This window comes from Pseudooceanicola sediminis (assembly GCF_003575965.1).
GTDB lineage: Bacteria > Pseudomonadota > Alphaproteobacteria > Rhodobacterales > Rhodobacteraceae > Pseudooceanicola > Pseudooceanicola sediminis.
In genome coordinates this window covers 69,704-93,157 of the sequence record NZ_QWJJ01000018.1, presented here as the reverse complement: position 1 = coordinate 93,157, position 23,454 = coordinate 69,704, and the positions used below count along the sequence as shown (strand labels likewise).

Genomic DNA, 23,454 nt, shown 5'->3' with positions numbered 1-23,454 from the left:
GTATCAAAGCGGTGTCTGAACGGTGCATCCTCCCGGCACCCCACCCCGCCACCTCGACCCTCCCCCTGATGTTTCCCTGTTCCAAATATCCAGGGGGCTTTGCCCCCGTCCTTCTGCCGCCGGCCTCTTTCCCCGGAGGCGAGGGGAGCGGAGGCCGAGACTTCGCTTCGATATACACTAATATTTTAGTTTGAAAAGGGGGAAGAATTTCGGGCAGTATGCATTCAGACGCGGCAGTTTGGCCCTTTTGACCTTGATGCAGACGGTGTAAATCCGTTTCGCTGGTATGGTTGCCCTGGGCGATGGTTTCGGCAGGTTGGAAATATATATAGCCGCCGCTCGCGAGAGGGCCGTCTTGCCGCGGCCACGGCCTTCGATTGGCCTTCGATGGGTTTGCGCCGAGACGGGCCGGATCGCCGTGCGGTGCATGAATCGCGCGCGTCTGTCAAAGGGGGCCGGGGTGTCAGGAAAGTTGGAACGATATGTCTGTTAAAGCCGCCCTCGACCTTGTCAGGCACAGTGAGCCGCGTTTGCGCATGTCGGCATCGGGCAGGATCTACGACGACCTGCGCCAGCGCATCCTGTCGCTGGAACTGCCGCCGGGCACCAACCTGTTGCGCACGGAACTTGCCACCAAGTACCAGGTCAGCCAGACGCCGCTGCGCGACGCCTTGCAGCGGCTGGAGCAGGACGGTCTGGTGCAGATCTTTCCGCAATCACGCACGCTGGTCACGCGAATCGATATCCCGCTGATTCACGAAGCGCACTTTCTGCGCACCGCGCTGGAAACCGAGGTCGTGCGCCAGCTGGCCCGCACAGGCGCCGCCGAAACCGTGGCGCGCGGGCGGTCCGTGCTGGAAATGCAGCGCTCCGTGGCCGGGGACCGGTCGCAATTGCGGCTGTTCCAGGAGCTGGATGAATACCTGCACCGGGTGCTGTTCGACGGCCTGGATCGCAGCAGCCTGCACGGATTGATCCGGTCGCGGTCGGGCCACCTGGACCGGGTGCGGCGCTTGCAGGTGCATTCCAAGGCCAAGATCCAGTCGATCCTGGAGGGGCACGCCGCGATTCTGGACGGCATCGAAGCCCGCGATGAAGTGGCGGCCATGGCTGCCATGCGAGGCCATCTGCGGAAGTCCCCCGATTGGGTGGAAGAGTTCCGCGCGCTGAACGCCGAGTATTTCGACTAGGGCACGTCCCGACATGTGGCTGTGACGGTCCGGGGCATGGTGGCATGTCCCCGGTGGTGGCCCCTGTGCCGCGTGCGCCCCGTACTTCCGTGTCGCGCGGGACGGGAATTTGCGGCCCGTGGGCCGTGTTTTTTTAGGGGTGTGCGTAGGGACCCGATGCGGAATCTCAAGGGGGGCGGCAGGGCGGCGCGTGCCGTGTCGGTGGCTTTTGTGTCGTGCCCATGAATCCGGCTTGCCAAGGCAAAAGCAATTCATATAGTAATGTATTAGTTGCTCGGAGGCAGGATCTCCGAGGGCGCCCGGGCCACGGCCGATCGGGACCATCACCATCGGGGGCAGGTCGGTAGAGGACCGCCGGTCACTGATGATCACACACGGCGGGAGGCCGTCGTGCGACCTGGAGGAGACTTCTATGCTGAGACGGACATTTCTTGGAACCGCGGCCGCATTGGCGACCGTGCTGGCGCCGATGGGCGCCCTTGCGGCCGATTTCCCGAGCCGTGACATTCGCGTCATCGTGCCCTGGGGCGCGGGCGGCGGCACAGACGGGATCGTGCGCAAGATCACCACGATCGCGGAAAAGAGCCTGGACGGCGCGACCATGTATGTCGAGAACATCGAGGGCGGCATCAGCGCCACCGGTGTCGGCCAGCTGATGACGGCCCGTCCCGACGGCTATACCATCGGCGCCCTGACCTATGACAGCGTTGTCACCGTGCCGTGGCAGGGGATGCTGCCGACCTACAAGATGGACAAGCTGAAGCTGATCGCGCGCATCACCAGCGAACCGGACGCGATCATCGTCGACGCGAATTCCGATTACCAGTCGCTGGGGGATCTGATCGACGCGGCCAAGGCCGATCCCGGCAAGATCCGCATCGGCATCCAGAACCTGGGCGGGCGCATCCACCTGACGCTGCTGCAATTGCAGGAGCTGACCGGCGCGCAGTTCAAGATCATCTCGTACCCCGGTGGCGCCGCCCCGCAGAAAGAGGCGATCCTGTCGGACGAAGTGGATGTCGTGATCACCAGCCTGGGCGATTTTTCCAGCCTGCTGGAGGATGGCACGACCCGCGGCCTGGTGGAATTCGGCAGCACGCCGAACCCGACCTACGACGTGCCGCTGGCCAAGGACGAAGGTGTCGACCTGGAAAATGGCAGTTTCATCGTGATGGCCGCGCCCGCGGATACGCCTGACGATGTCGTCGCCAAGATCGAAGGCGCCTACAAGGCGGCGTTTGACAGTGACGAATTCCAGCAGTGGGTTGCCAAGGTCGGCGTCACCCCGGACTGGATCGGCACCGATGGCGTGACCGAATGGGCCGACGAAGCCTCGGGTGTGCTGTTCGAGAAGATGGACGCGCTGGCCGAAGCGGGCGTTCTGTCCAAGTAATCGCGACGACGATACGATTTGGCACCGGGGCGCAGGCTCCGGTGCCAGAGCTTTTTCCGATGCTCGGCCTTTTCAGGAGACGACAAGATGAGCGGCAACGCGGGCTTTCTGAGGCTGGGGGTGGTCTTTCCCCTGGTGCTGATGGTGCTGACGACGATCTATTTCGCCGCGGCCTTCGACATTCATGCGCAGTTCACGCCCGAGGGCGAGATGGGGCCGCAGCATATTCCGATGCTGGTTTCGGGGCTGATGTATGTCGCGTTGCTGGTGGTGCTGGTGCAGGAACTGCGCGCCCCCGCGGCGGTGGCCGAGACGGAGGAGGGCGCCAGCCTGTTGCGCCCCGTGCTGGTGGTGGCCGCGACTGCCGCCTACATCTGGCTGTTCCGTCCGCTGGGCTATGCGCTGTCGACCGCGTTGTTCGTGGCGGCGCTGTTCGTGGTGTTCAAGTTTGAAACCCGGCGACCGCTGGTGTTCGCCCTCTACGTCGTCGGGGTCGTCGCGGTGTTCTATGGCCTGTTCGCGGGCATCTTCGGCGTGCGCCTGCCCACTTTGATCGGAGATCTGATCTGATGGATACCCTGAGCATTTTCGCCGGTGGATTTCTGGAGCTGGCCGATCCGACGGTGCTGGCCTTCATGATCATCGGATTTCTGGTCGGCACCTTCTTTGGTGCGATGCCGGGGCTGACATCGGTGCTGGCAATCGCGCTGCTGCTGCCGATCACCTATACCATCGACGTGGTGCCCGCGCTGGTGATGAGCGCGTCGATCTTCATGGCCGGGATGTATTCCGGGTCGATCACCGCGACGACGATCAACATTCCCGGTGCGCCGTCGTCGATGATGACGGCGGTCGAGGGCCACGCCCTGATGCGCCGGGGCAAGGGGGCCAATGCGCTTGGTCATGCCGCGCTCGGCTCGATGATCGGGGGCAGCATCGGGGCGGTGCTGCTGATGGCTTTCATGCCGGTGGCCGCGGACATATCGCTGCTGATCCGTACGCCGGGGAAATTCTCGCTCGTGCTGTTCGCGCTGGTGGTGATCATCATCGTGGACCGGGGCGCGATGGCCAAGGGGCTGGTGGCGACGCTGATGGGGGTCATGCTGGCGACCGTGGGTATCGACGTGTTGCAGCCGGTGCCGCGGTTCAATTTCGGCACCGAAACGCTGGTGCAGGGCATCGACATCATGCCGATCGTCATCGGGGCCTTCGCGATCAGCGAAGTCCTGATCCAGGCGCAGAACTGGCGGTCCTCCCTCGGGGCGACGCTGGAAAAGGCCAGGGATATCAAGATCCGGCGGCGCGACTTTCTGCCGCCGATGTCCGAGATCCGCGAGATCGGCTTTTTCACATACATCAAGAGCGCGATCATCGGCTATGGTATCGGCATCCTGCCCGGCGCGGGCGGGTCGATGGCGGCCTTCGTGTCCTACGCCGTGGCGCGCGGCGGTTCGCGCAAGCCCGAGGAATATGGCAACGGATCCCGGCAGGGGATCGCGGCGGCGGAATCGGGCAACAATGCCATGTGCGGCGGGGCCTTCGTGCCGATGCTGATGTTCGGCATCCCGGGCGATCCGACCACGGCCGTCGTGCTGGGCGTGCTGGTGATCAACGGGCTTCAGCCCGGTCCGCGCCTGCTGGAAAACCAGGCCGATCTGCTGGCCCCGATGTTTGCATCGCTGTTCGTGTCGGCGCTGATCCTGATCCCGCTGACGCTATGGTTGTTCGGCCCCTACTTCGTCAGGATCGTGTCGATCTCCAAGGGGTTGTTGTACAGCGCCATCGCCGTGGTCGCGCTGGTGGGCAGCTACGTTGCCACCTATTCGGTCTTTCAGATGTCGCTGGCGGTGATGTTCGGCGTGCTGGCCTTTTTCATGCGCAAGCTGAAGTATTCGACGGTGTCGCTGTTGCTGGGCTTTATCCTGGGGCCCGACCTGGAGCAGTACATGCGGCGGTCCCTGTCGCTGAGCGATGGCAACCCGATGGTGTTCCTGACCAGCCCGGACAGCCTGTTCTTTCTGTGCCTGACGGCGCTGTTCATCTACATGATCCTGCTGCGCAAGAAAAAGCCGCGCGGCGGCGGGGGCAGGGACGGCCCGGACGGATCCGCCCAGGAGGCGTGATGCAAAGAGGGCGCAAGGGGAGATCCCTTGCGCCCTTTTACGTCTGTGCAGGCGTGTCAGCCGCGATCGGGGGTCTTGAAAAAGGGCGCGGGCGTCAGGATCGTGTTGATCTGGCTGGCAAGATATCCCGCCTCGGCGCTGATCTTGAGATAGGCCTGCCATTCGGGATCTGCGGCCATGGCGGCGCGTTTTTCGGCCCGGTCGGCGGCGCTGTCAAAGCACCAGACATGGACGTAGGAATTGACGTCGCCGGTTTCCACCGCGCCGTAGAGGACGGGCGTGCCGAGGTGGCGCGATTGCACGGCCCACCCGTGATCTTCGTACAGTTTCATGTGTTTCTTGATGGTGCCGGGGCGGCAGGTGTAGGTGCGATGGTCGAAAATCATGGGCGAAGCTCCTGTGTGGCGTCCTTGGGTGGGTGTCTGGTTGCGGCCCCTTGCTAATCATATGTCTGGTTGTCAGACAACTGTTTTGACGATAATGATGTCGCATGAGGATCGTCGCGCAACAGGTGCCGTGGGTCCATCGCCAAGCAGGTGCCGCAATGCCAGACGCTGCCCAGTTCTTTGATCGGATCGACCGGCCCGCGCGCCTGCCCGACGGGGTTGCCAGCGCGATCATCGACGCGATCGAGACGCGCCAGTTGCAACCCGGCGACCGCCTGCCGACCGAGATGGAGCTGGCGCGGCGGTTCGGCGTGGCCCGCACCGTCGTACGAGAGGCGATATCGCTGCTGCGGTACGACGGTATTGTCCAGTCGCGCCGCGGGGTGGGGGCCTTCGTCGCGGATCCGGCACAGAAATCGACCTTTCGCATCAGCCCGGCCTGCTTTGAAAAGCGCAAGCGTATCGTGCAGCTGCTGGAGCTGCGCACCGGGGTCCAGGCGGGGGCCAGCGCGCTGGCGGCCGAGATGCGGACCGAGGCCGAGATGCGCGACATCCGGCAGACCCTTGCCGAGGTCGAAGCCGCCGATCGCCTTGGCCCTGCCGCCGCGCTGGAGCAGCGGGTGGACAGCGAGCTGCTGTTGTACCGCCGCATCGCCGAGGCATCGGGCAACGAATATTACGTCGAGGTCACGCGGATGATCGAGACGACGATCCAGAACAACCTGCGCTCGGCGTTTCTGAAAAACGCGGCGAACAGCGAATTCGGCCCCCAGATCATGGCCGAACATCATGCGGTGGTCGATGCGCTGATTGCGCGCGATGCCGAGGCGGCGCGGCTGGCCACGCGCAGCCGATTTGAAAGGGCCGCGCACCGGCTGGCGGCGCGGCAAGATTTCCTGTGACGGTGGATTGTCCTTTGCGGGCAAACCCTTGAAAGTGCGCGGCGAGAGATTGGGAGAGATGACGATGACGCAAAAACAGTCCACCGGACATGGTGGCACGCTCTTGGTGGAATGCCTGGCCGCGCAGGGCGTGGACCGGGTGTTCTGCATCCCCGGCGAAAGCTTTCTGGCGGCGCTGGACGGGTTGCGTGACAGCGGGATCGACACCGTCGTGGCCCGTCAGGAAGGCGGCGCGGCGATGATGGCCGAGGCGACGGGCAAGATCACCGGCCGCCCGGGCGTGGCCTTTGTCACCCGGGGGCCGGGCGCGACGAATGCCAGTGCCGGCGTGCACGTGGCGTTTCAGGACAGCACGCCGATGGTGCTGTTTGTCGGGCAGGTCGCCAGTGACCAGCGCGACCGCGAGGCGTTTCAGGAGGTCGATTATCGCGCGATGTTCGGCCCCCTGGCCAAATGGGTGGCCGAAATCGACCGCGCTGACCGTATCCCCGAATATGTCAGCCATGCCTTCCACGTGGCGCAGAACGGCCGGCCCGGCCCCGTGGTTCTGGCGCTGCCCGAAGACATGTTGTCCGGCCCGGCAACGGGGGCGGCGCTGGCCCCTGCGGTGATCACCTCGGGCAAGGCCGCCGAAGATGACGTGGCCGCCGTGATCGACCGGCTGGAGGGGGCGGAACGCCCGCTGGTCATCGTGGGTGGCGGCGGCTGGTCGGCCGAGGCTGCGGCGGCCATCGGTGACTTTGCCGAAACGATGGGCCTGCCGGTCGGTGCGTCGTTCCGATGCCAGGATTACCTCGACAACCGGCATCCCAATTACGTGGGCGATGTTGGCATCGGCATCAACCCGACCCTGGCGCAGCGGGTGCGCGACGCCGACGTGATCCTGTCGCTTGGCGCGCGGCTGGGCGAGATGACGACCTCTGGCTACACTCTGCTGACGCCGCCGCTGCCGCAACAGGCCCTGCTGCATGTCCATGCCGACCCTGACGAGATCGGGCGCGTCTATCGCCCCGAGATGGGTGTCGTGGCGCGCCCCGGCCCGTTTGCCGTGCAACTGGCGGGCGCGGCGCGCAAACGCGCGGGCGGGGACTGGTTGGCGCAGGCGCGGGCCGATTACACCGCGTGGCAGGTGCCGCAGGAAACGCCGGGCGCGCTGAAGATGGAAAACGTGATCACCCATCTGAACGACGTGCTGGGCGACGATGCGTCGCTGACCAACGGGGCGGGGAATTATTCGGCCTGGCTGCACCGCTATTACCGCTATCGCGGCTGGCGCACGCAGCTGGCCCCGACCAGCGGGTCGATGGGCTATGGTCTGCCGGCGGCGATTGCGGCCAAGTTGCAAAACCCCGATGCCGATGCGATCTGCCTGGCCGGGGACGGCTGTTTCCAGATGGTCAGCCAGGAGTTCGGCACGGCCTGCGAATACGGCGCCAATGTCATCGTGATCCTGTGCGACAACGGCATGTATGGCACGATCAGGATGCACCAGCAGCGCAATTATCCGCATCGCCCCTCTGGCACGTCGCTGAAAAACCCCGACTTTGCGGCGCTGGCGCGCAGCTACGGCGGGTTCGGCGCGACGGTGACGACGGACGCGGAATTTGCCCCGGCGCTGGCCGAGGCGCGCGCGGCCAATGTGCCCGCGATCCTGCACCTGAAGACTGATCCGAAGGCGCTGTCGCCCAAGATGCTGCTGGAGTGATCGGAAACTCCGCGCCCGACGGGTCCGATGGGCCTGCCGGGCGCGGTGGCCGGACGACTTTGCGCCGGCCTATGTCAGGCCGTGCCGCTGTCGTGGCTGGCCAACGCGCATAGCCGGGTGCCGGAAGGGTCCCTGCCGTCGGGCTGATCCATTTCGGGCGTGACGCCGCCTTTTGGGTGGACAGCGGGCCGTGCGATGGCCCACGGGCCTATCTCCCCCTTAAATCTCTTGTTCCCGAAATCCTGGCCGCGGTGCGGAGCGGGCCTCTGGTCCGCAATCAGCCACGAATTGCATACGCTTGCAAAAAATTGTTGCGCGGGTGCAGGGATCTCTGTTATCGTCGTGAAAACGTATGCAAACAGGCGTCGGCCTGGGGGTGCGACACGGCGATGTCGCCCACAGCCACGGCAAGGAGGAACGGCGTGATACCCCTGCCACCGGCAGCGCGATCTGACCGCCCGCACCGCGCCGCCGGGGATGAACGCCCATCGGACGACGCGCTTTATCTGGCTTTCGGTGCTTGCGTCCCGCTGAGGGGGGCAACGCCAGAGGCCGCAGTCGGCAGCACAGCCGCAGGAAAGGACAACGGCCAATGACTCCTCAGGAAATGCGCGCGCGGATCGTTCGGTATGGCGAACTCCAGCCTTGCAAGACCGCCTTTATCGACGCCCACACGCCCGGTTCGGATCAAAAGGAAAACTTTACCATCATCGGTGGCGGCGTCTCGGAATCCGCCGATCAGCACGTGCATATCACCGACACGCCGGGCTTTAATATCGGCGCCGCCGGACAGCCGCCGAAATGCCGCAACAGCCTGCATTCGCACCGTACGGCCGAAGTGTTCTTTGTGCTGTCCGGGCGCTGGCGCTTTTTCTGGGGCCGTTGGGGCACCGCGGGCGAAGTCGTGCTGGAAGAAGGCGATATCATCAATATCCCCACGGGCATCTTTCGCGGCTTTGAAAATATCGGCACCGACTACGGCATGATCATGGCCATTCTTGGCGGTGACGATGCGGGGGGCGGCGTGATCTGGGCGCCCCAGGTGATCGAGGATGCGCAGGCGCATGGCCTGGTGCTGGGCCAGAATGGCAAGCTCTATGATACCAAGGCGGGGCAGGCGCTGCCCGACGACGTGCGGCCCATGCCGACCCTGACCGAGGCCGAGCTGGCCGCCTTTCCCGAACCGACGGCGGCGCAGGTCATTCCCCGCCACGTCGCGCGGTACCGCGATCTGATGGGGCTGGCGGGCCGTGCCCCGGCGCAGGTGATCGGCGCGCAGGGCGTGCTGAAGGACAAGCCCGGCTTCGAGGTCGATTTCCTGAACGGTGCCGCCCCCGCCGAGGGGCAGGTCACCTCGGGGCGCAACGATGTGCTGATGGTCATGCGCGGGCACTGGCGGCTGACCTGGGCCGAGGGCACGCAGACGCTGGCGCCGGGGGATACCTGCGCGGTGCCGCCCGGTCTGACCTATACCCTCGCGCCGTCGATGTCGGGCGAGGCCGCGGTGTTCCGGGTGCGCGATACCGATGATGCCGCCGGCCCGACATGGCAGGGCTGATACGCCGCGCCGTCACTTTATTCATTCACCAGCCCCCGGATGGCCGTGCCGCCCGGGGGACGCTTGCAGCGATGAGGACAAAATGACCCGACTGCCCCTTCCCCAAGGCCTGACCTTCGTCAAATCCCCCGGTCGTGACGCACAGGCCGACAATGCCCCGGTCGAAGCACTGGTCGCAGAGGTGCTGCACCGCGTGCGCACCGAAGGCGATGCCGCCGTGCGGGCCTATGGCCTCCAGTTCGACAAGGCCGATCTGGACAGCTTCGAGGTGACGCAGGATCAGCGCGCCGCCGCCGTTGCCAACCTTGATCCGCAGACGCGTGCGGATACGGAATTCGCCATCGCCAACGTGCGCGCCTTTGCCGAGGCGCAGCTGGCCAGCCTGTCCGAGGTCGAGGTCGAGGTGCGCCCCGGCGTTCACCTGGGGCACCGCAACATTCCGCTGGAACGGGTCGGATGCTACGTGCCCGGCGGGCGCTATCCGTTGTTGTCGGCGCCGATCATGACCATCGTTCCCGCCAAGGTCGCGGGCTGCGAACAGGTCATCGCCTGCCTGCCGCCCAATGCGCACGAGGCGATGATCGCGGGTTGCCACCTGTCCGGCGCCAACCGCATCTTTCGCATCGGCGGCGCGCAGGCCATCGCGGCCATGGCCCTGGGCACCGAAAGCGTGCCTGCGGTGGACAAGATCGTCGGCCCCGGCAATGCCTTCGTCAACGAGGCCAAGCGGCAGGTCTTTGGCCCGGTCGGCATCGACCAGCTGGCCGGCCCTTCCGAAATCTTCGTGCTGGCCGATCATACGGGCGACGCGGAAATGCTGGCGACCGATCTGCTGGCACAGGCGGAACACGACACCCGCACCCGGGTTGGCCTGATCACCACCGATGCCGCATTGGCCGAGGCCGTGCTGGCCGAGGTCGACGCCCAACTGCAAACCCTCAGCACCGCCGAAACCGCGGGGCAGGCGTGGCGCGACTACGGCGAAATCGTAGTGTGTCCGGACGAGGCGACGATGATCGCCTATTCCGATATCGTCGCGGCCGAGCATTTGCAGATCCATACCGAAGATCCGCATGGGCTGGGCAAGAAGCTGCGCCATTACGGATCGCTGTTCATCGGCACGAATTCCAGCGTCGTTTATTCGGACAAGTGTTCCGGCACCAACCACACGCTGCCGACAATGGGCGCGGGCCGCTATACCGGCGGGCTGTGGGTTGGCACCTACATCAAGACCGTCACCCACCAATGGCTGACCGAAGAAGGTGTGCGTCAGGTCGCGCCACCCGCGGCACGCCAGGCGGCCTCGGAAACGCTTGAGGGGCATCGCCGTGCCGCCCAGTTGCGGCTGGACCGGATGCAGGTGCCGTCCTGATCGCGCCAAAGGCCTGACCGGAACGCCCCGCCTGGCCCCTGACGGGGGCGGGCGGGTCCTTGTTTCCCGCAGGGTTTCACTCAGGCAATGAAATCGGCTCGGCCTCGATCGCGGGCCGGGCGGTATGCGCACTGTGGCTCTCGATGGCCTGGGCGATGCGGCACAATGTGGCTTCGCCCTGAGGGCGGGCCACCAGCTGCGCGCCCAGAGGCAAGCCGTTGTCGGCAAAACCGCAAGGCACCGAAATCGCCGGGTGCCCGGACATGTTGAAGGGCAGGGTGCGCATCGCGGTCCAGACGGGGCCGTCGTCGAAATCGCTGAACTTCGGGGCAGGGGACAATGTCGTCGGCGTCAGGATCGCGGCATGAAGACCAAGATACCGGTCTATCTGGCGACGAAACCCTTGTGCCACGGCCCGGGCGCGGCGCAGATGTGCCCCGGTCAGCACGGCCCCCGTGATCAGGTTGCGCCGCGCGTCCACACCATAACGATCCCAGTTTTCGCGCAGGCGATCACGGTGCACCTCCCACGCCTCGGCTTGCAGGATGACGGTTCCGGCGGCTTCCAGCGGCGCATACGCGGGCAGGGTGATCAGTTCGATCCGCGCGCCCAGCATCGACAGCAGGGCGGCGGTGTCGTCCATCGCGGTGACGACAGCGGGATCGCAGGCGGGATCATCCGCGAACCAGTCCCGCGCGTAGGCGATGCGCAGGCCCGCAACCCCCGCCGTCAGATCGACCGTGGCGCGGCTTTCTGGGGCAAGCGCCTCCAGCACCAGCGCCGCGTCCTCGACACAGGCGGCCAGCGGGCCGATCACATCCAGACTGGGCGACAGGGGAAAGCAGCCCGCCACGGGCACAAGGCCATGGGTCGGCTTCAGCCCGACAATGCCGCAATAGGCCGCCGGGGCGCGAATGCTGCCGCCGGTATCGCTGCCCAGGGCCGCGCGAAACAACCCGCCAGCCACCGCCGCCGCCGACCCAGACGATGACCCCCCCGTGATATGGTCCGGGTTCCATGGGTTGCGCGCCGGTGGATTCGGCTGATCATAGGCGGGGCCGGTCAAGGCGTATTCATAGGTCGCCAGCTTGGCCATCGGTGTCAGCCCGGCGCGGCGCAGGGCGGTCACGGCGTCGGCCTCCCCACCAGCGGCGTCATGGGCATGACTGCCGCAGCGGGTCGGGAAGCCGTCGACATCGATGATATCCTTGATGCCGATGGGCAGGCCAGCCGACGTATCGGGCCCGCCCTGCGCCAGGCTGACCACCGCCCCCAGCCGCCCGTCGCGCCGGGCGATGCGGTCCTGCGTCGCGCGCCAGATATCCCCGATCTGCGCGGTGCCTGCCTCCAACCGCGCCCTCTGCGTCCGGTAAGGCAGGTCGACAAGATCACTCATCCGTTTCCTCCGGCAGGCGATTCGCCAGTTCCAACAGGCGTTCGGCCGCAGGCAGCGCGCCTTTCAGATCGGCTTCGGGCAGGTTCAGCCCGGCGACCTTCAGCAGGTCGGCAAAGTCTTCAGCGGTCATGTGCCCCTCCGGTTCCTCCTATATTGAATAGGTATTCAAAGCGTTTCGCGCAAGTTCTGTCTGCAGCAAAACCGGACAGTTCACCGCCCCGCCAGACTATTTTGCATAAGTATTCATTTTTTCGTTGATCGCGGCGCCATCCTGCGTCACCTTCGGATTGAATATGTATGCAAAGCGGCGACGCCGCAGGACGGACAGGACTTTCATGGCCACTCAGGATGACACCGCAGCACTGACGAAACCCGCAAAAGCGGCGCCCAAGCGCGATGACGCCCCCCACAACGGTCAGGTCATGAATGTCGAACGTGCCGATTTCACCGACCTGGTCCCCGAAGGCCGCGCGCCGGTGCAGGGCATGGATGGTTTCGACCCCTGTTACAGCGACATCGTCGATTACATCATCCGCTGCACTCACAAGATCTGGGATGAACGCGACGTCGGGCTGATCTATACCCACTACACCCACAACATCGTGCTCTACCTGCCGACCGGCACGATCTACAACCGCGAAGACGTCGTGCGCGATACCATCCAGCGCCTTGTCAGCCTGCCCGAACGGCGCGGCAATGCCACTCACGTCATCTGGAACGGTGACGACAAGGACGGCTTTTATACCTCGCACCTTGTGACCGGCTCCGGGCGCTATTCGCAGAACGGGCACTATGGTCCGGCGAACGGGCGCACCTTTGTCAGCCGCACGGTGGCCGACTGCATGATCCACCGCAACAAGATCTATCGCGAATGGGTCGTGTCGGACCAGATGGCGATCATCCAGCAACTGGGTCTCGACCCGCAGGCCTATGCGGAAAAGGTCGCCCGCTCGAAATTGTCGCAGGGTCTGACGCAGCTCGACATCGGGGAAACCGGTCTGATGCTGGGCCAGTACCCGCCTGCCGAAAAGGCCGACCTGTCGATCGCCGGCACCGACCTGGAGCGTCAGACACTGTCCTGGCTGCATGAGGTGTTCAATCGCAAGATGTTCGGCAAGATCCGCGATGTCTACGCCCCCACCGTCATGTGGCACGGCCCCCTGATGAAGGAGCTTTACGGCATCGCGTCGGTCATGCACCAGACCATCGGCCTGATCGGTGCTTTCCCCGATGCGGTCTTTGCGCCGCAGCATATCTGCTCGACCCCCTGCAACGAGGGTGGCACCAAGGTCGCGGTCCGCTGGGTCATGGAGGGGCATCACCTCGGCTTTGGCGGGCTGGAGTCGTTGGGCGATCCGACGGGCAAACGGGTGCAGGTCATGGGGATGAGCCACTATCACTACAAGGACGGCAAGATCGTCGACGAATGGTGCGTCTACGACGAACTGGCCCTGCTGGTGCAGATCAAGCTTGCGCAGCTGGCCGATGCACCGGCGGTTTCGGACATTCAGCAGGCCTAGCCACGGCTGGTCGCGCCCGACCCGCGGGGAACACGCGGGCGGGCCTCACAACAAGGAGAGTACGGACATGAAGTTTCTGACGACAAGCGCGCTGGCGCTGGTTCTGGCCGCGGGCATGGCCCACGCGGGTTGCGGCATCGAAGGCGGCTCCGTCCGCATCCTTGCCAATGATTTCGATGCCCTCGGGCTGGTCATAGACGAGGCCGAGGGCTGCGCCGGGGATGGCGTCAGCGTCGAAGCCAACATGACGACCGAGCACAAGTCGCTGCAAGTGCCCGCCCTGACGGTGAACCCGGCGCAATATACCGTTGCGGTGGTGGCCAACAATTCGATCGTGCCCCTGCTGAACAAGGATCTTGTCCGCCCGCTCGACGATCTGGTGGCGAAATACGGCGAAACCCTGTCGCCGCGCCAGTTGATCAAGGTGGACGGCCAGACGATGGCAATCGCCTTTCTGGGCAACGGCCAGCACCTGTTCATGCGCGGCGACATCCTGCAACAGGCCGGGCTGGAACCGCCCAAAACCTGGGAACAGGTCCTCGCCGCGGCAAAGGTGATCCGCGAAAAGGGCATCATGGAATATCCGCTGGCGGCCTCCTACCAGGCAGGCTGGTATCTGGCGGCGGAATTCGTGAACATGTACCTCGGGATGGATGGCCATTTCTTTGAACCCGGCAGCGCCGAGCCATCGATTTCGGGCGAGGCCGGCGTCAGGACGCTGACCATGATGAAGGCCCTGACCGAGTACATGGAACCGGAATACATGACCTTTACCGCGGACGAGATGAAGGCGATGTACCTGGCCGGTGACGTGGCGATCATGAACCAGTGGGGCTCGATGGTGAACGGCCATATCGACCCCGAAGGTCCCGCCCCCGAGATCGGAGAAGCCACCATTCTTGCCCCGGCCCCCACGGTCGACGGCGGCACGATTCCGGCGGCGGCCCTGTGGTGGGACGGCTTTACCATCGCCAAGAACATCTCGGACGAGGACGCCGAGGCGTCGTTTATCGCCATGGTTCACGGCATCCGCCCCGAAGTCGCGCAGGAAAACCCCACAGCGGGCACCTGGCTGATGAAGGATTTCAACGCCCCCGATACCGCCAAGGGTGTGCTTGGCAATGCCGCCGCCGGTGCCAAGGCCTATCCCATGTCCCCCTACATGGGGCTGCTGCACACGGCCCTCGGCGCGGAACTGACCGATTTCATGCAGGGGTCTGAAAGCGCGGAACAGGCGCTGGCCGATGTCGAGGCTGCCTATCGCACCGCCGCGACCGAAGCAGGCTTCCTTCAGTAAATCTTACCGCGTCCCCGGCAGATCCGCCGGGGGCGCATTTCCCTGCAGGAGACGGGTATGCGCCACCGCGATTTCGCCAGCTTCATCTTTCCCTCCGCCCTGGCCATGCTGTTGTTCATCGCGCTGCCGATCGTGTCGGTGGCGGTGCAATCCCTGTTCGTCGAACACGACCAGGTGCTGATCAGCGTGGAAAGCTGTGGCCCCTTCGGCTGCCAGACCGAAACCAAGGTCGACCCCGCCGCCACGGCCGCGCTCAAGACCGCCCAACCCCTGGGCAAGTTCAACGGCCTGGGCACCTACCTGAACCGGGCGCACCTGGCCGTGTCCGAGATCGGCGAGATCCTGTCGAACAACGACGGGGTCGCGGATATCGTGGCGCAAATCTACAACCTGCCCTTCTACAAGGCGCTCAGCTTTACGCTGGTCTATACCTTCCTGGTGACGCCGCTCAGCATGGCCGTGGGTTTTGCCGTCGCGCTCGGGGTCAATACCATTCCGCGAATGTTCAAGGGGCCGGTGATCTTCCTGTCGCTACTGCCCTATATCGTCACCCCCCTGCTGGGGTCGCTGATCCTGTTCTGGATGATCAATTCGGACGGGGTGATCGGGGCCAGTCTGCAATGGATCTTCGCCGACCCCGAGCTCAGCCTCAAGGCGTCGCCCGTGCTGACCTGGGTCACGCTGATCGTCTATGGCACCTGGCACATGACGCCCTTTGCCTTTGTCGTCTTCTATGCCGGGCTGCAAACCCTGCCCAAGGACACGCTGGAAAGCGCCATGATCGACGGGGCCAATCGCTGGGAACGCATTCGCTACGTCGTGATGCCGCATCTGACACCACTGGCGACCTTTGTCGGGCTGGTGCTGCTGATGGACAATTTCCGCGTCTTTGAACCGATCATCGGTTTCAGCGCCGAGGCCAATGCAACCTCGCTGTCATGGTCGATCTACAACGATCTGAACGGGCAGGTCGATCAGCTGTTCGGTTCGGCTGCGGCCACGTCGATCCTGACGATGATCGGGGTCATCATCCTGTTGTCGCCGGTGCTGGTGCGCACCTGGCGCGAATTCAAGCGAAAGGCCCACTGATGGCGACGAAAATCGGATATTCCCGCCCGCTTGCCATCGCCACGACGCTGGTGCTCCTGCTCTGGCTGATCCTCGCGGCCTTTCCCTTTTTCTGGACCGTCTGGGGGTCGTTCAAGGTGCAGGCGGATTTCTTCTCGCGGGAGTCCTTCTGGAACGCGCTCACCGGTCCGGCCACCACACGCCAGACCGGCGGCGCCTTCACGCTGGACGGCTACCGCGGGGCCTGGATCGAGAGAGAGTTCTATCATTCGGTCTGGAACACGGTCATCGTCACCGTCTGCGTGACCTCGATCAGCCTGCTGTTCGGCACGCTTGGCGGCTATGCGCTGTCGCGCTCCAGCCGCAGCTATACCTTCTGGATCCTGATCGCCGCGCTGGTGTTTCGCGCCATGCCGCATATCACGCTGGTCGCCGGTTACCTGCTGCCGTTCTTCGAGATGAACATCTGGGGCCACCTGCCCACGGCCATCATCGTTCTGGTGGCGATCAACCAGCCCTTCACCATCTGGATGCTGCACAGCTTTTTCCAGTCGATCCCAAAGGATCTGGACGAAAGCGCGATGGTCGACGGCTGCACCCGGTTCCAGGCGTTTCGTCTGGCGATCATGCCGGTGATGTGGCCGGGGGTGATCACCACGGGCCTGTTCTCCTTCCTGCTGGCCTACAACGACTTTGCCGTCACGGCGATGCTGCTGAACCAGGACAATCAGACCATGGTGCCCAAGATCAGCTCCTTCCTCGGAACGGTGCAGACCGAGGGCACGATCATGTACGCGGTGGCCGCGACCGTTTCCGCCGCCGTGCCGCTGTTCATCCTCGTGATGTTCTTTCAACGCCAGATCGTCAGCGGCCTGACCGCCGGCGCCGTCAAGGGGTAAATCATGGCCGAAATCCAACTGAAAAACGTCTGCAAACGCTGGGGCAAGGTGGTCGGCGTCGATCGTTTCGACCTGCACATCGCGGACCAGGAATTCCTTGTGCTGCTCGGCCCCTCGGGCTGTGGAAAATCCACCACCATGCGGATGATCGCCGGGCTTGAGGATATCTCGGAGGGCGAGATCGTCATCGGTGGCCGCGTCGTCAACGATCTTGAACCGAAAGACCGCGACATCTCGATGGTGTTCCAGTCCTACGGTCTCTATCCCAACCTCTCGGTCTACGAAAACATCCGCTTTCCGCTGAAGGTGCGCAAGATCCCCAAGGCCGAACACCATGACCGCGTCATGAAGGCCGCCGAAATGGTCGACCTTCTGGAGCTGCTGGAGCGTCGCCCGGCCGAGCTTTCGGGCGGCCAGCGCCAGCGCGTCGCCCTCGGGCGCGCGATCGTGCGCGAACCCACGGTCTTCCTGATGGACGAACCCCTGTCGAACCTCGATGCCAAGCTGCGCGTCTCGACCCGGGCCGAGATCAAGAACCTGCAACACCGCCTGAAAACCACCACGATCTACGTCACCCATGACCAGGTCGAGGCGATGACCCTGGCCGACCGCGTCGTGGTGATGAACAAGGGCGTCGTGCAGCAGGTCGCCACCCCGACCGAGATCTACGACAACCCGGCCAATACCTTCGTCGCCAGCTTTATCGGATCGCCCGCGATGAACCTTGTCGAAGGGGTGATTGCCGATGGCGTTTTCCAGGCGGAAAACATCCACCTCGCGGGCCTGCCGCGTGGGTTCTCGGGGCCGGTCACGCTGGGCTTCCGTGCCGAGGATGTTACCCTGGTCGACGACGGCGGCGATATCGCCGCCCCGATTTTCGCCTTGGAATTGCTGGGTGAATCCAGCATGGCCGCGGTGCGGGTCGGGCGCGATCTGGTCAACCTCAGGGCGGGCAAATCATTCCGCGCGCAGATCGGCAGCACCATCCGCGCAACCATCCCGCCCCAGACCTGCCACCTGTTCGACGTGCAGACCGGCCAGAACCTGACCTACCGTTCTGCGCCCGAAGGGGTGGCAGACGCCGCCGATGTCAGTAAAGTCCCCCTTGGGTAATCATCGCAGGAAACGAACGTGAACGGCAGAACGATAACATCGGTGGACGTGGCCCGTAAGGCTGGGGTCAGCCAGTCCGCGGTCTCCCGGTACTTCACGCCGGGGGCGTCGGTGTCCAAGAAGATGGCCGAAAAGATCCGGGCCGCCACCGAAGAGCTGGGCTATCGGCCCAACGTGCTGGCGCGTGCGATGATCACCGGCAAAAGCCGCATCATCGGGCTGGTGGTTTATTACCTGGAAAACCAGTTCTATCCCGAGGCGGTGGAAAAGCTGTCCATCGCCTTGCAGGAAAACGGCTATCATGTGCTGTTGTTCATGGCCTCGGCCACTGTGGGCGATGTCGAACCCGTTGTGCAGGAACTGCTGGATTACCGCGTCGACGGCATCATCATGGTGTCGGTGTCGGTCTCGTCGACCCTGGCCGAGCGGTGCCGCGAACTGAACATCCCGGTCATGCTGTTCAACCGCGATCAACCGGGCGATTCCCTGCGCGCGGTGACATGCGAAAACCGCGATGGTGGGCGGCTGGCGGCGCAGATGCTGTTGCGCGGCAACCCCAAACGTATTGCGCACCTGGCCGGGTTCGAAGGCGCCTCGACCCAGATCGAGCGTGAAGAAGGCTTTCTTGAGACGTTGAAGCAGGCGGGACATACCCTGCATTCGCGCGCAAACGGCAATTACCACTATGAAGAGGCGGCCGAGGCCGCGCGCCAGCTGTTCGATGTGCCTGAACCGCCCGACGCCCTGTTCGTCGGGGATGATCACATGGCGCTGGCCGCGATGGATGTGATCCGCTCGGAATTCAAGCTGCGCGTGCCCGAAGACGTGGCCGTGGTCGGCTTTGACGATATTCCCCAGGCCAACTGGCCGTCTTTCAACCTCTCGACCGTGCGTCAGCCGCTGAACCAGATGGTCTCGGCCGCGACGCAGGAACTGATCGCCGCGATCGAAGATACCGCCCCGGTGCGCAAGTTGCGCATACCTCCGGTCGCCGTGACACGCGGAACCACCCGACCCTAGAGCCCGAGAGGGGCAGGCAACTGCCGCCCCTCCAAAGGACGCCGCCCGGCGTGATCGCACCCTCTTGCCGGGCAGGCCGCCCCCCTTGGCTGTCGCGCGTCCCCCCGGCGTCGCGCTGGCCCAGCCCCCGGTGTGCCTGCGGTATCCGGCCCTCTCTCCGCCATCATCCCGCCGCCCGTGGTCACGGCCCATGGTCGGCGCTCGTGTCGGGGCATCCCGCTGCCTCCCGATCCCGACGCCGCGCCCCTCTGCGGCTACGGCGGGGCAGGGTCATCGCCATTTTCGCCCTCGCCGGATCACCTCGCAACGGCGTCCTCCGCTGAGGATCCGTCAGTTTGCAAGCGTATGCAAAAAGATCTTGCAATGCGCCATCCCCGTCGCTACCACCATTGCATACGAGTGCAAAACCACGGGGAGGTGGTTCACCCTTGTCGTCACCCTCATCCTGTCGTCGTTCCGCCACGTCCCCCGCGCGGGGTTTGACCGGTGGTTACCTGTGGTCTTGCCGTGATGTCGCCTTGTGCCAACCGGCTCGCGAAAGGCCGGCTCACGAAAGGCAGGCTCACGAAAGGCAGGGTCGCGACAGGACTGGGCGATCCTGCGGCCTCTCTTCTGGCCTCTCTTCGCAGCGTGCCGCCCGTCGGTCGCGACCCCTCACCTGATTTCTGCGGCTGATGCCCGCCTCCGCAAAGGACACCTTCCATGACCATCGAATACCTCAAGCGCAGCAAATCCGAAGCGACCCGCAAGGAGGATGATTCCAGAACCCGCGCGGTTGTCGAGGCGACCCTGGCCGACATCGAGGCGCGCGGAGACGATGCCGTTCGTGCCTTGTCGGAAAAGTTCGACAATTACAGCCCGGACAGCTTTCGCCTGTCCGAAACGGACATCGAACATCTGCTGTCCCGGCTCAGCGCCCGCGAACTGGCCGACATCCGTTTTGCCCAGGATCAGGTGACGACCTTCGCCCGTGCGCAGCGCGCCTCCATGACGGATATCGAGGTCGAGACGTTGCCCGGTGTGATCCTGGGGCACAAGAACATTCCGGTGCAATCGGTCGGCTGCTACGTTCCGGGCGGCAAGTTCCCGATGGTCGCCTCGGCGCACATGTCGGTGGCCACCGCCGCAGTTGCGGGCGTACCCCGCATCGTTGCCTGCACTCCGCCCTTTCACGGCGAACCCAACCCTGCCGTCATCGCCGCGATGCACCTTGGCGGCGCGCATGAAATCAACGTGCTGGGCGGCATCCAGGCCATCGGCGCGATGGCGATCGGCACCGCTTCGATGGCCCCGGTGCACATGCTGGTCGGTCCCGGCAACGCCTTCGTCGCCGAAGCGAAACGCCAGCTGTTCGGCCGCGTCGGCATCGACCTGTTCGCCGGTCCCACCGAAACGATGGTCATCGCGGATGATACCGTCGACGCCGAACTCTGTGCCACCGATCTGCTCGGGCAGGCGGAACATGGCTACAACTCGCCCGCCGTCCTGCTGACCAATTCGCGCGCCCTGGCCACCGGGACGCTTGCCGAAATCGACCGCCTGCTCACCATCCTGCCGACCGCCGACACCGCGCGCAAAAGCTGGCAGGACTTTGGCGAGGTGATCCTCTGCGACACCTACGACGAAATGCTGGCCGTGGCCGATGACATCGCCTCGGAACACGTGCAGGTGATGACCGACCGCGACGATTGGTTCCTCGACAACATGACGTGCTACGGCGCGCTGTTCCTGGGCCCGCGCACCAACGTGGCCAACGGCGACAAGGTGATCGGCACGAACCACACCCTGCCCACCCGCAAGGCCGGGCGCTATACCGGCGGGCTCTGGGTCGGCAAGTTCCTCAAGACCCACAGCTACCAGCGCATCACCACCGATGCCGCCGCGGCCCGCATCGCCGCCTATGGCTCGCGTCTGTGCCTGCTCGAAGGTTTCGTCGGCCATGCCGAGCAATGCAATATCCGGATGCGCCGCCATGGCGGGGAAAACGTGCCCTACGGCGCCGCCGTTCCCCACCGCGAGGCCGCGGAATGACCCTGCCACGCACGCCCTCCTTTCGGCTGGATGGCCAGCGGGCGCTGGTCACAGGCGCCTCCTCGGGGATCGGGCTGGCCTGCGCTGTCGCCCTGGCCGATGCGGGGGCCGACGTCACCTGCCTGGCCCGCCGCGCCGCCCCGTTGCAGGACGCGGTGGACCAGATCCGCGCCGCGGGTGGCCGGGCAAGTGCGATGGCGGTCGACGTCACCGACCTGGATGCGCTGAAATCCACCTTTGCCACCCCCTACGACATCGTGGTCAACGCCGCCGGGCTGGCCCGCCATGGCCCGGCCACCGACACCACGCCAGCGGATTTCGACGCGGTGCTCGGGGTCAACCTGCGCGCCGCCTACTTCCTGTCGCAATATGCCGCGCGCGCCCTGATCGCGGCGGGGCGGCCCGGTACGATCATCCATGTTTCCTCGCAGATGGGGCATGTCGGCGGGCCGGACCGTGCCACCTACTGCGCCTCCAAACATGCGGTCGAGGGGATGGTAAAGGCGATGGCCCTCGAATGGGGGCCTGCCGGCATCCGCATCAATACGCTCTGCCCCACCTTCATCCGCACGCCGCTGACCGAGGCGACCTTTGCCGATGCCGACCGGCGCACCTGGATTGAGGACAAGATCGCGCTTGGCCGGGTCGGCCGGGTCGAGGATATCATGGGCGCTGTCGTCTATCTGGCCTCCGATGCGTCGGCGCTGGTCACCGGGTCGGCGCAGATGGTCGACGGCGGCTGGACGGCGGCATGACGACCGCGCCCGCCCCGCTCCCCCTGCTGCTGCTGGCGGGCATGATGTGCGACGCCCGCCTTTTCACACCGCAGATCGCCGCCTTTTCGGCCCGGCGCACTGTCCATGTGCCCTGGCTCGGGGGGGCCGAAACCATGGCCGCTCTGGCGGATCAGGTCCTGGCGCAGGCGCCGCCGCGCTTTGCGCTGGCCGGGCTGTCGATGGGGGGGATCCTCGCGATGGAAATGCTCGCCCGCGCACCCGACCGCATCGACCGGCTTGCCCTGCTCGACACCAATCCGCTGGCCGAACACCCGACCGTCCAGGCCGGACGCGCGGCCCAGATGGCGCGCGCCCGTGCGGGCGATCTCGAGGCGATGATGCAGGACACCTTCGTGCCGAACTATCTGGCCTCGGGTGCAGGGACAGGCCCGCTGGCGGACCTGTGCCGATCCATGGCGCGTGACCTCGGCGCGCAGGTCTTCTGCCGTCAATCGCTGGCGCTGCGGGATCGCGCCGACCGTCAGGATACGCTGCGCGGCCTGACCTGCCCGGCATTGGTGCTGTGTGGCCAGCAGGATCGTGTGTGTCCCGTGGCGCGCCACGAACTGATGCGCGACCTGATCCCCGGTGCCCGGCTGGAGGTCATCGCAGGCGCGGGCCATCTGCCCGTGCTGGAACGCCCCGAGACGACAAACGCGGCCCTGCGCCGCTGGCTGGAGGAGGCCCCATGAACGACACCCTGATGACCCTGCTGCGCAAGGTCGATACCCCCACCGTCTGCAACGCGATCGAGGTGGCACAGGGCCAACGCGGCTTTGACCGCTTTACCCGTGGCACCGTTCTGTCGAATGCGCCCGATGGCGGGGCCATGCTGGGCCGCGCGCGCACCGCCCGCATTGCCGCCCTGCGCCCCAGCCCCGATACCCCGCAGGATGTTCGCGCCCTGCGGATGGCCTATTACCGATACATGGCGCAATCCGACGGTCCCGCGGTCTGCGTCATTCAGGATATGGATGGCGATGCGGCCATCGGCGCCTACTGGGGCGAAATCAACACCACCGTGCACAAGGGGTTCGGCCTGGCCGGCGCGCTGACCAATGGCGTCATGCGCGATCTCGGCGACATGGCCGAGGGGTTTCCCGTCATCGCCGGATCGATCGGCCCCAGCCACGGCTTTGTCCATGTCACGGAAATAGATGTGCCCGTGACCGTGTTCGGCCTGACGGTGGCGCCGGGCGAATGGGTTCATGCGGATCGTCACGGGGCGGTGGTCATCCCCGACGACACGCTTCCCCTGCTCGAAGCCGCCATAGAAAAGATGCAGGCAACCGAACGCATCGTGCTGGACGCGGCGCGCGCACCGGGGTTCGATTTCGACAGCTTCGATGCTGCGTGGCAGGCGTTCGAGGCCGCGCGCACCTGACACCGCCGAACACTCGCGTCGCCTCTGTCGCGCCCTGACCGCGCTGCGGGGGTGCCGGGTGCAACCCGCCCTGTTGCCCGGCGCAGCGGGGCGCACGGCCCGGCCCCGCATCCTTGCGGCGCGCCCCTGACAGATACCCGTCGCGCCACGACGCAAAGGGCAGGGGGGCGACGCACTGCTCTCTCCGCCTGTGCTGTCCGTCCTGCGATTGGCCCGGCGGGATGGGGGGTGCGATGCTGGCCGCCACAGCGCCGCATCGCCCCCCCCGCCCGACACGCGCCCCCTGCCTGCGCGACATTCGCATCCCTATGCCAAGACCCG

Annotated in this window: 21 protein-coding genes; 18 read left to right on the top strand and 3 right to left on the bottom strand. The window is 65.2% G+C overall.

Annotation, left to right across the window (positions count from 1 at the left end; genetic code table 11):
• Nucleotides 1-482: 482 nt before the first annotated feature.
• The 4 genes from DL237_RS17980 to DL237_RS17965 all read left to right on the top strand — a co-directional run bounded on the left by DL237_RS17980 (nucleotide 483) and on the right by DL237_RS17965 (nucleotide 4,706).
• Nucleotides 483-1,190 (top strand): GntR family transcriptional regulator, encoded by a 708-nt coding sequence (locus DL237_RS17980; RefSeq protein ID WP_119400484.1) that lies wholly within the window; start codon nucleotides 483-485, stop codon nucleotides 1,188-1,190.
• A 412-nt stretch (nucleotides 1,191-1,602) separates the two neighbouring features.
• Nucleotides 1,603-2,583: a Bug family tripartite tricarboxylate transporter substrate binding protein gene (locus DL237_RS17975; protein ID WP_119400483.1), complete on the top strand. Its 981-nt coding sequence runs from the start codon at nucleotides 1,603-1,605 to the stop codon at nucleotides 2,581-2,583.
• Between the two features lie 87 nt (nucleotides 2,584-2,670).
• On the top strand, nucleotides 2,671-3,153 hold the full coding sequence (locus DL237_RS17970) for a tripartite tricarboxylate transporter TctB family protein (RefSeq protein ID WP_119400482.1): 483 nt from the start codon (nucleotides 2,671-2,673) through the stop codon (nucleotides 3,151-3,153).
• Nucleotides 3,153-4,706, top strand: a complete 1,554-nt coding sequence (locus DL237_RS17965; RefSeq protein ID WP_119400481.1) for a tripartite tricarboxylate transporter permease — start codon at nucleotides 3,153-3,155, stop codon at nucleotides 4,704-4,706. The genes DL237_RS17970 and DL237_RS17965 overlap by 1 nt, the downstream gene beginning before the upstream one ends.
• Before the next feature lie 56 nt (nucleotides 4,707-4,762).
• Here DL237_RS17965 and DL237_RS17960 read toward each other — a convergent pair whose 3' ends face one another.
• Nucleotides 4,763-5,092, bottom strand: a complete 330-nt coding sequence (locus DL237_RS17960) for an NIPSNAP family protein (protein WP_119400480.1) — start codon at nucleotides 5,090-5,092, stop codon at nucleotides 4,763-4,765.
• Nucleotides 5,093-5,250: 158 nt separating this feature from the next.
• Here DL237_RS17960 and DL237_RS17955 point away from each other — a divergent pair, with 158 nt between their 5' ends.
• The 4 genes from DL237_RS17955 (at nucleotide 5,251) to hisD (DL237_RS17940) (ending at nucleotide 10,629) form a co-directional block, all read left to right on the top strand.
• Entirely contained in the window at nucleotides 5,251-5,994 is a 744-nt protein-coding gene (locus DL237_RS17955; protein WP_158585678.1) for a FadR/GntR family transcriptional regulator, read from the top strand.
• Nucleotides 5,995-6,058: 64 nt separating this feature from the next.
• The gene (locus tag DL237_RS17950; RefSeq protein WP_119400487.1) at nucleotides 6,059-7,699 is read left to right on the top strand and encodes a thiamine pyrophosphate-binding protein; all 1,641 of its coding nucleotides are present in this window, start codon (nucleotides 6,059-6,061) and stop codon (nucleotides 7,697-7,699) included.
• Nucleotides 7,700-8,291: 592 nt separating this feature from the next.
• Nucleotides 8,292-9,257, top strand: coding sequence for a cupin domain-containing protein (locus DL237_RS17945; RefSeq protein ID WP_119400478.1), 966 nt, complete (start codon nucleotides 8,292-8,294; stop codon nucleotides 9,255-9,257).
• 82 nt (nucleotides 9,258-9,339) lie between these two features.
• Nucleotides 9,340-10,629: a histidinol dehydrogenase gene (hisD, locus tag DL237_RS17940; protein WP_119400477.1), complete on the top strand. Its 1,290-nt coding sequence runs from the start codon at nucleotides 9,340-9,342 to the stop codon at nucleotides 10,627-10,629.
• A gap of 76 nt (nucleotides 10,630-10,705) precedes the next feature.
• Here the strand turns inward: hisD (DL237_RS17940) and DL237_RS17935 are convergent, their stop codons facing one another.
• Both DL237_RS17935 and DL237_RS20635 read right to left on the bottom strand, forming a co-directional pair.
• Nucleotides 10,706-12,025, bottom strand: coding sequence for an amidase (locus tag DL237_RS17935; RefSeq protein ID WP_119400476.1), 1,320 nt, complete (start codon nucleotides 12,023-12,025; stop codon nucleotides 10,706-10,708).
• Nucleotides 12,018-12,155 (bottom strand): hypothetical protein, encoded by a 138-nt coding sequence (locus tag DL237_RS20635; RefSeq protein ID WP_158585677.1) that lies wholly within the window; start codon nucleotides 12,153-12,155, stop codon nucleotides 12,018-12,020. The genes DL237_RS17935 and DL237_RS20635 overlap by 8 nt, the downstream gene beginning before the upstream one ends.
• Before the next feature lie 205 nt (nucleotides 12,156-12,360).
• Between DL237_RS20635 and DL237_RS17930 the strand changes: the two genes are divergently transcribed.
• The 10 genes from DL237_RS17930 (at nucleotide 12,361) to DL237_RS17885 (ending at nucleotide 23,133) form a co-directional block, all read left to right on the top strand.
• On the top strand, nucleotides 12,361-13,545 hold the full coding sequence (locus tag DL237_RS17930; protein WP_119400475.1) for a nuclear transport factor 2 family protein: 1,185 nt from the start codon (nucleotides 12,361-12,363) through the stop codon (nucleotides 13,543-13,545).
• 67 nt (nucleotides 13,546-13,612) lie between these two features.
• The gene (locus tag DL237_RS17925) at nucleotides 13,613-14,842 is read left to right on the top strand and encodes an ABC transporter substrate-binding protein (RefSeq protein WP_119400474.1); all 1,230 of its coding nucleotides are present in this window, start codon (nucleotides 13,613-13,615) and stop codon (nucleotides 14,840-14,842) included.
• A gap of 57 nt (nucleotides 14,843-14,899) precedes the next feature.
• Nucleotides 14,900-15,931, top strand: coding sequence for a carbohydrate ABC transporter permease (locus DL237_RS17920; RefSeq protein WP_119400473.1), 1,032 nt, complete (start codon nucleotides 14,900-14,902; stop codon nucleotides 15,929-15,931).
• Nucleotides 15,931-16,809 (top strand): carbohydrate ABC transporter permease, encoded by an 879-nt coding sequence (locus DL237_RS17915; protein WP_119400472.1) that lies wholly within the window; start codon nucleotides 15,931-15,933, stop codon nucleotides 16,807-16,809. The genes DL237_RS17920 and DL237_RS17915 overlap by 1 nt, the downstream gene beginning before the upstream one ends.
• 3 nt (nucleotides 16,810-16,812) lie before the next feature.
• Nucleotides 16,813-17,922 (top strand): ABC transporter ATP-binding protein, encoded by a 1,110-nt coding sequence (locus DL237_RS17910; protein ID WP_119400471.1) that lies wholly within the window; start codon nucleotides 16,813-16,815, stop codon nucleotides 17,920-17,922.
• A gap of 18 nt (nucleotides 17,923-17,940) precedes the next feature.
• Nucleotides 17,941-18,942, top strand: coding sequence for a LacI family DNA-binding transcriptional regulator (locus tag DL237_RS17905; protein WP_119400470.1), 1,002 nt, complete (start codon nucleotides 17,941-17,943; stop codon nucleotides 18,940-18,942).
• Between the two features lie 702 nt (nucleotides 18,943-19,644).
• On the top strand, nucleotides 19,645-20,973 hold the full coding sequence (hisD, locus tag DL237_RS17900; protein WP_119400469.1) for a histidinol dehydrogenase: 1,329 nt from the start codon (nucleotides 19,645-19,647) through the stop codon (nucleotides 20,971-20,973).
• Nucleotides 20,970-21,728 (top strand): SDR family NAD(P)-dependent oxidoreductase, encoded by a 759-nt coding sequence (locus DL237_RS17895; protein ID WP_119400468.1) that lies wholly within the window; start codon nucleotides 20,970-20,972, stop codon nucleotides 21,726-21,728. The genes hisD (DL237_RS17900) and DL237_RS17895 overlap by 4 nt, the downstream gene beginning before the upstream one ends.
• A complete protein-coding gene (locus DL237_RS17890) occupies nucleotides 21,725-22,441 on the top strand; it encodes an alpha/beta fold hydrolase (protein ID WP_119400467.1) in 717 nt (238 codons plus the stop codon). Before DL237_RS17895 ends, DL237_RS17890 begins: the two co-directional genes overlap by 4 nt.
• Nucleotides 22,438-23,133 (top strand): RraA family protein, encoded by a 696-nt coding sequence (locus DL237_RS17885; RefSeq protein WP_119400466.1) that lies wholly within the window; start codon nucleotides 22,438-22,440, stop codon nucleotides 23,131-23,133. The genes DL237_RS17890 and DL237_RS17885 overlap by 4 nt, the downstream gene beginning before the upstream one ends.
• Nucleotides 23,134-23,454: the final 321 nt, after the last annotated feature.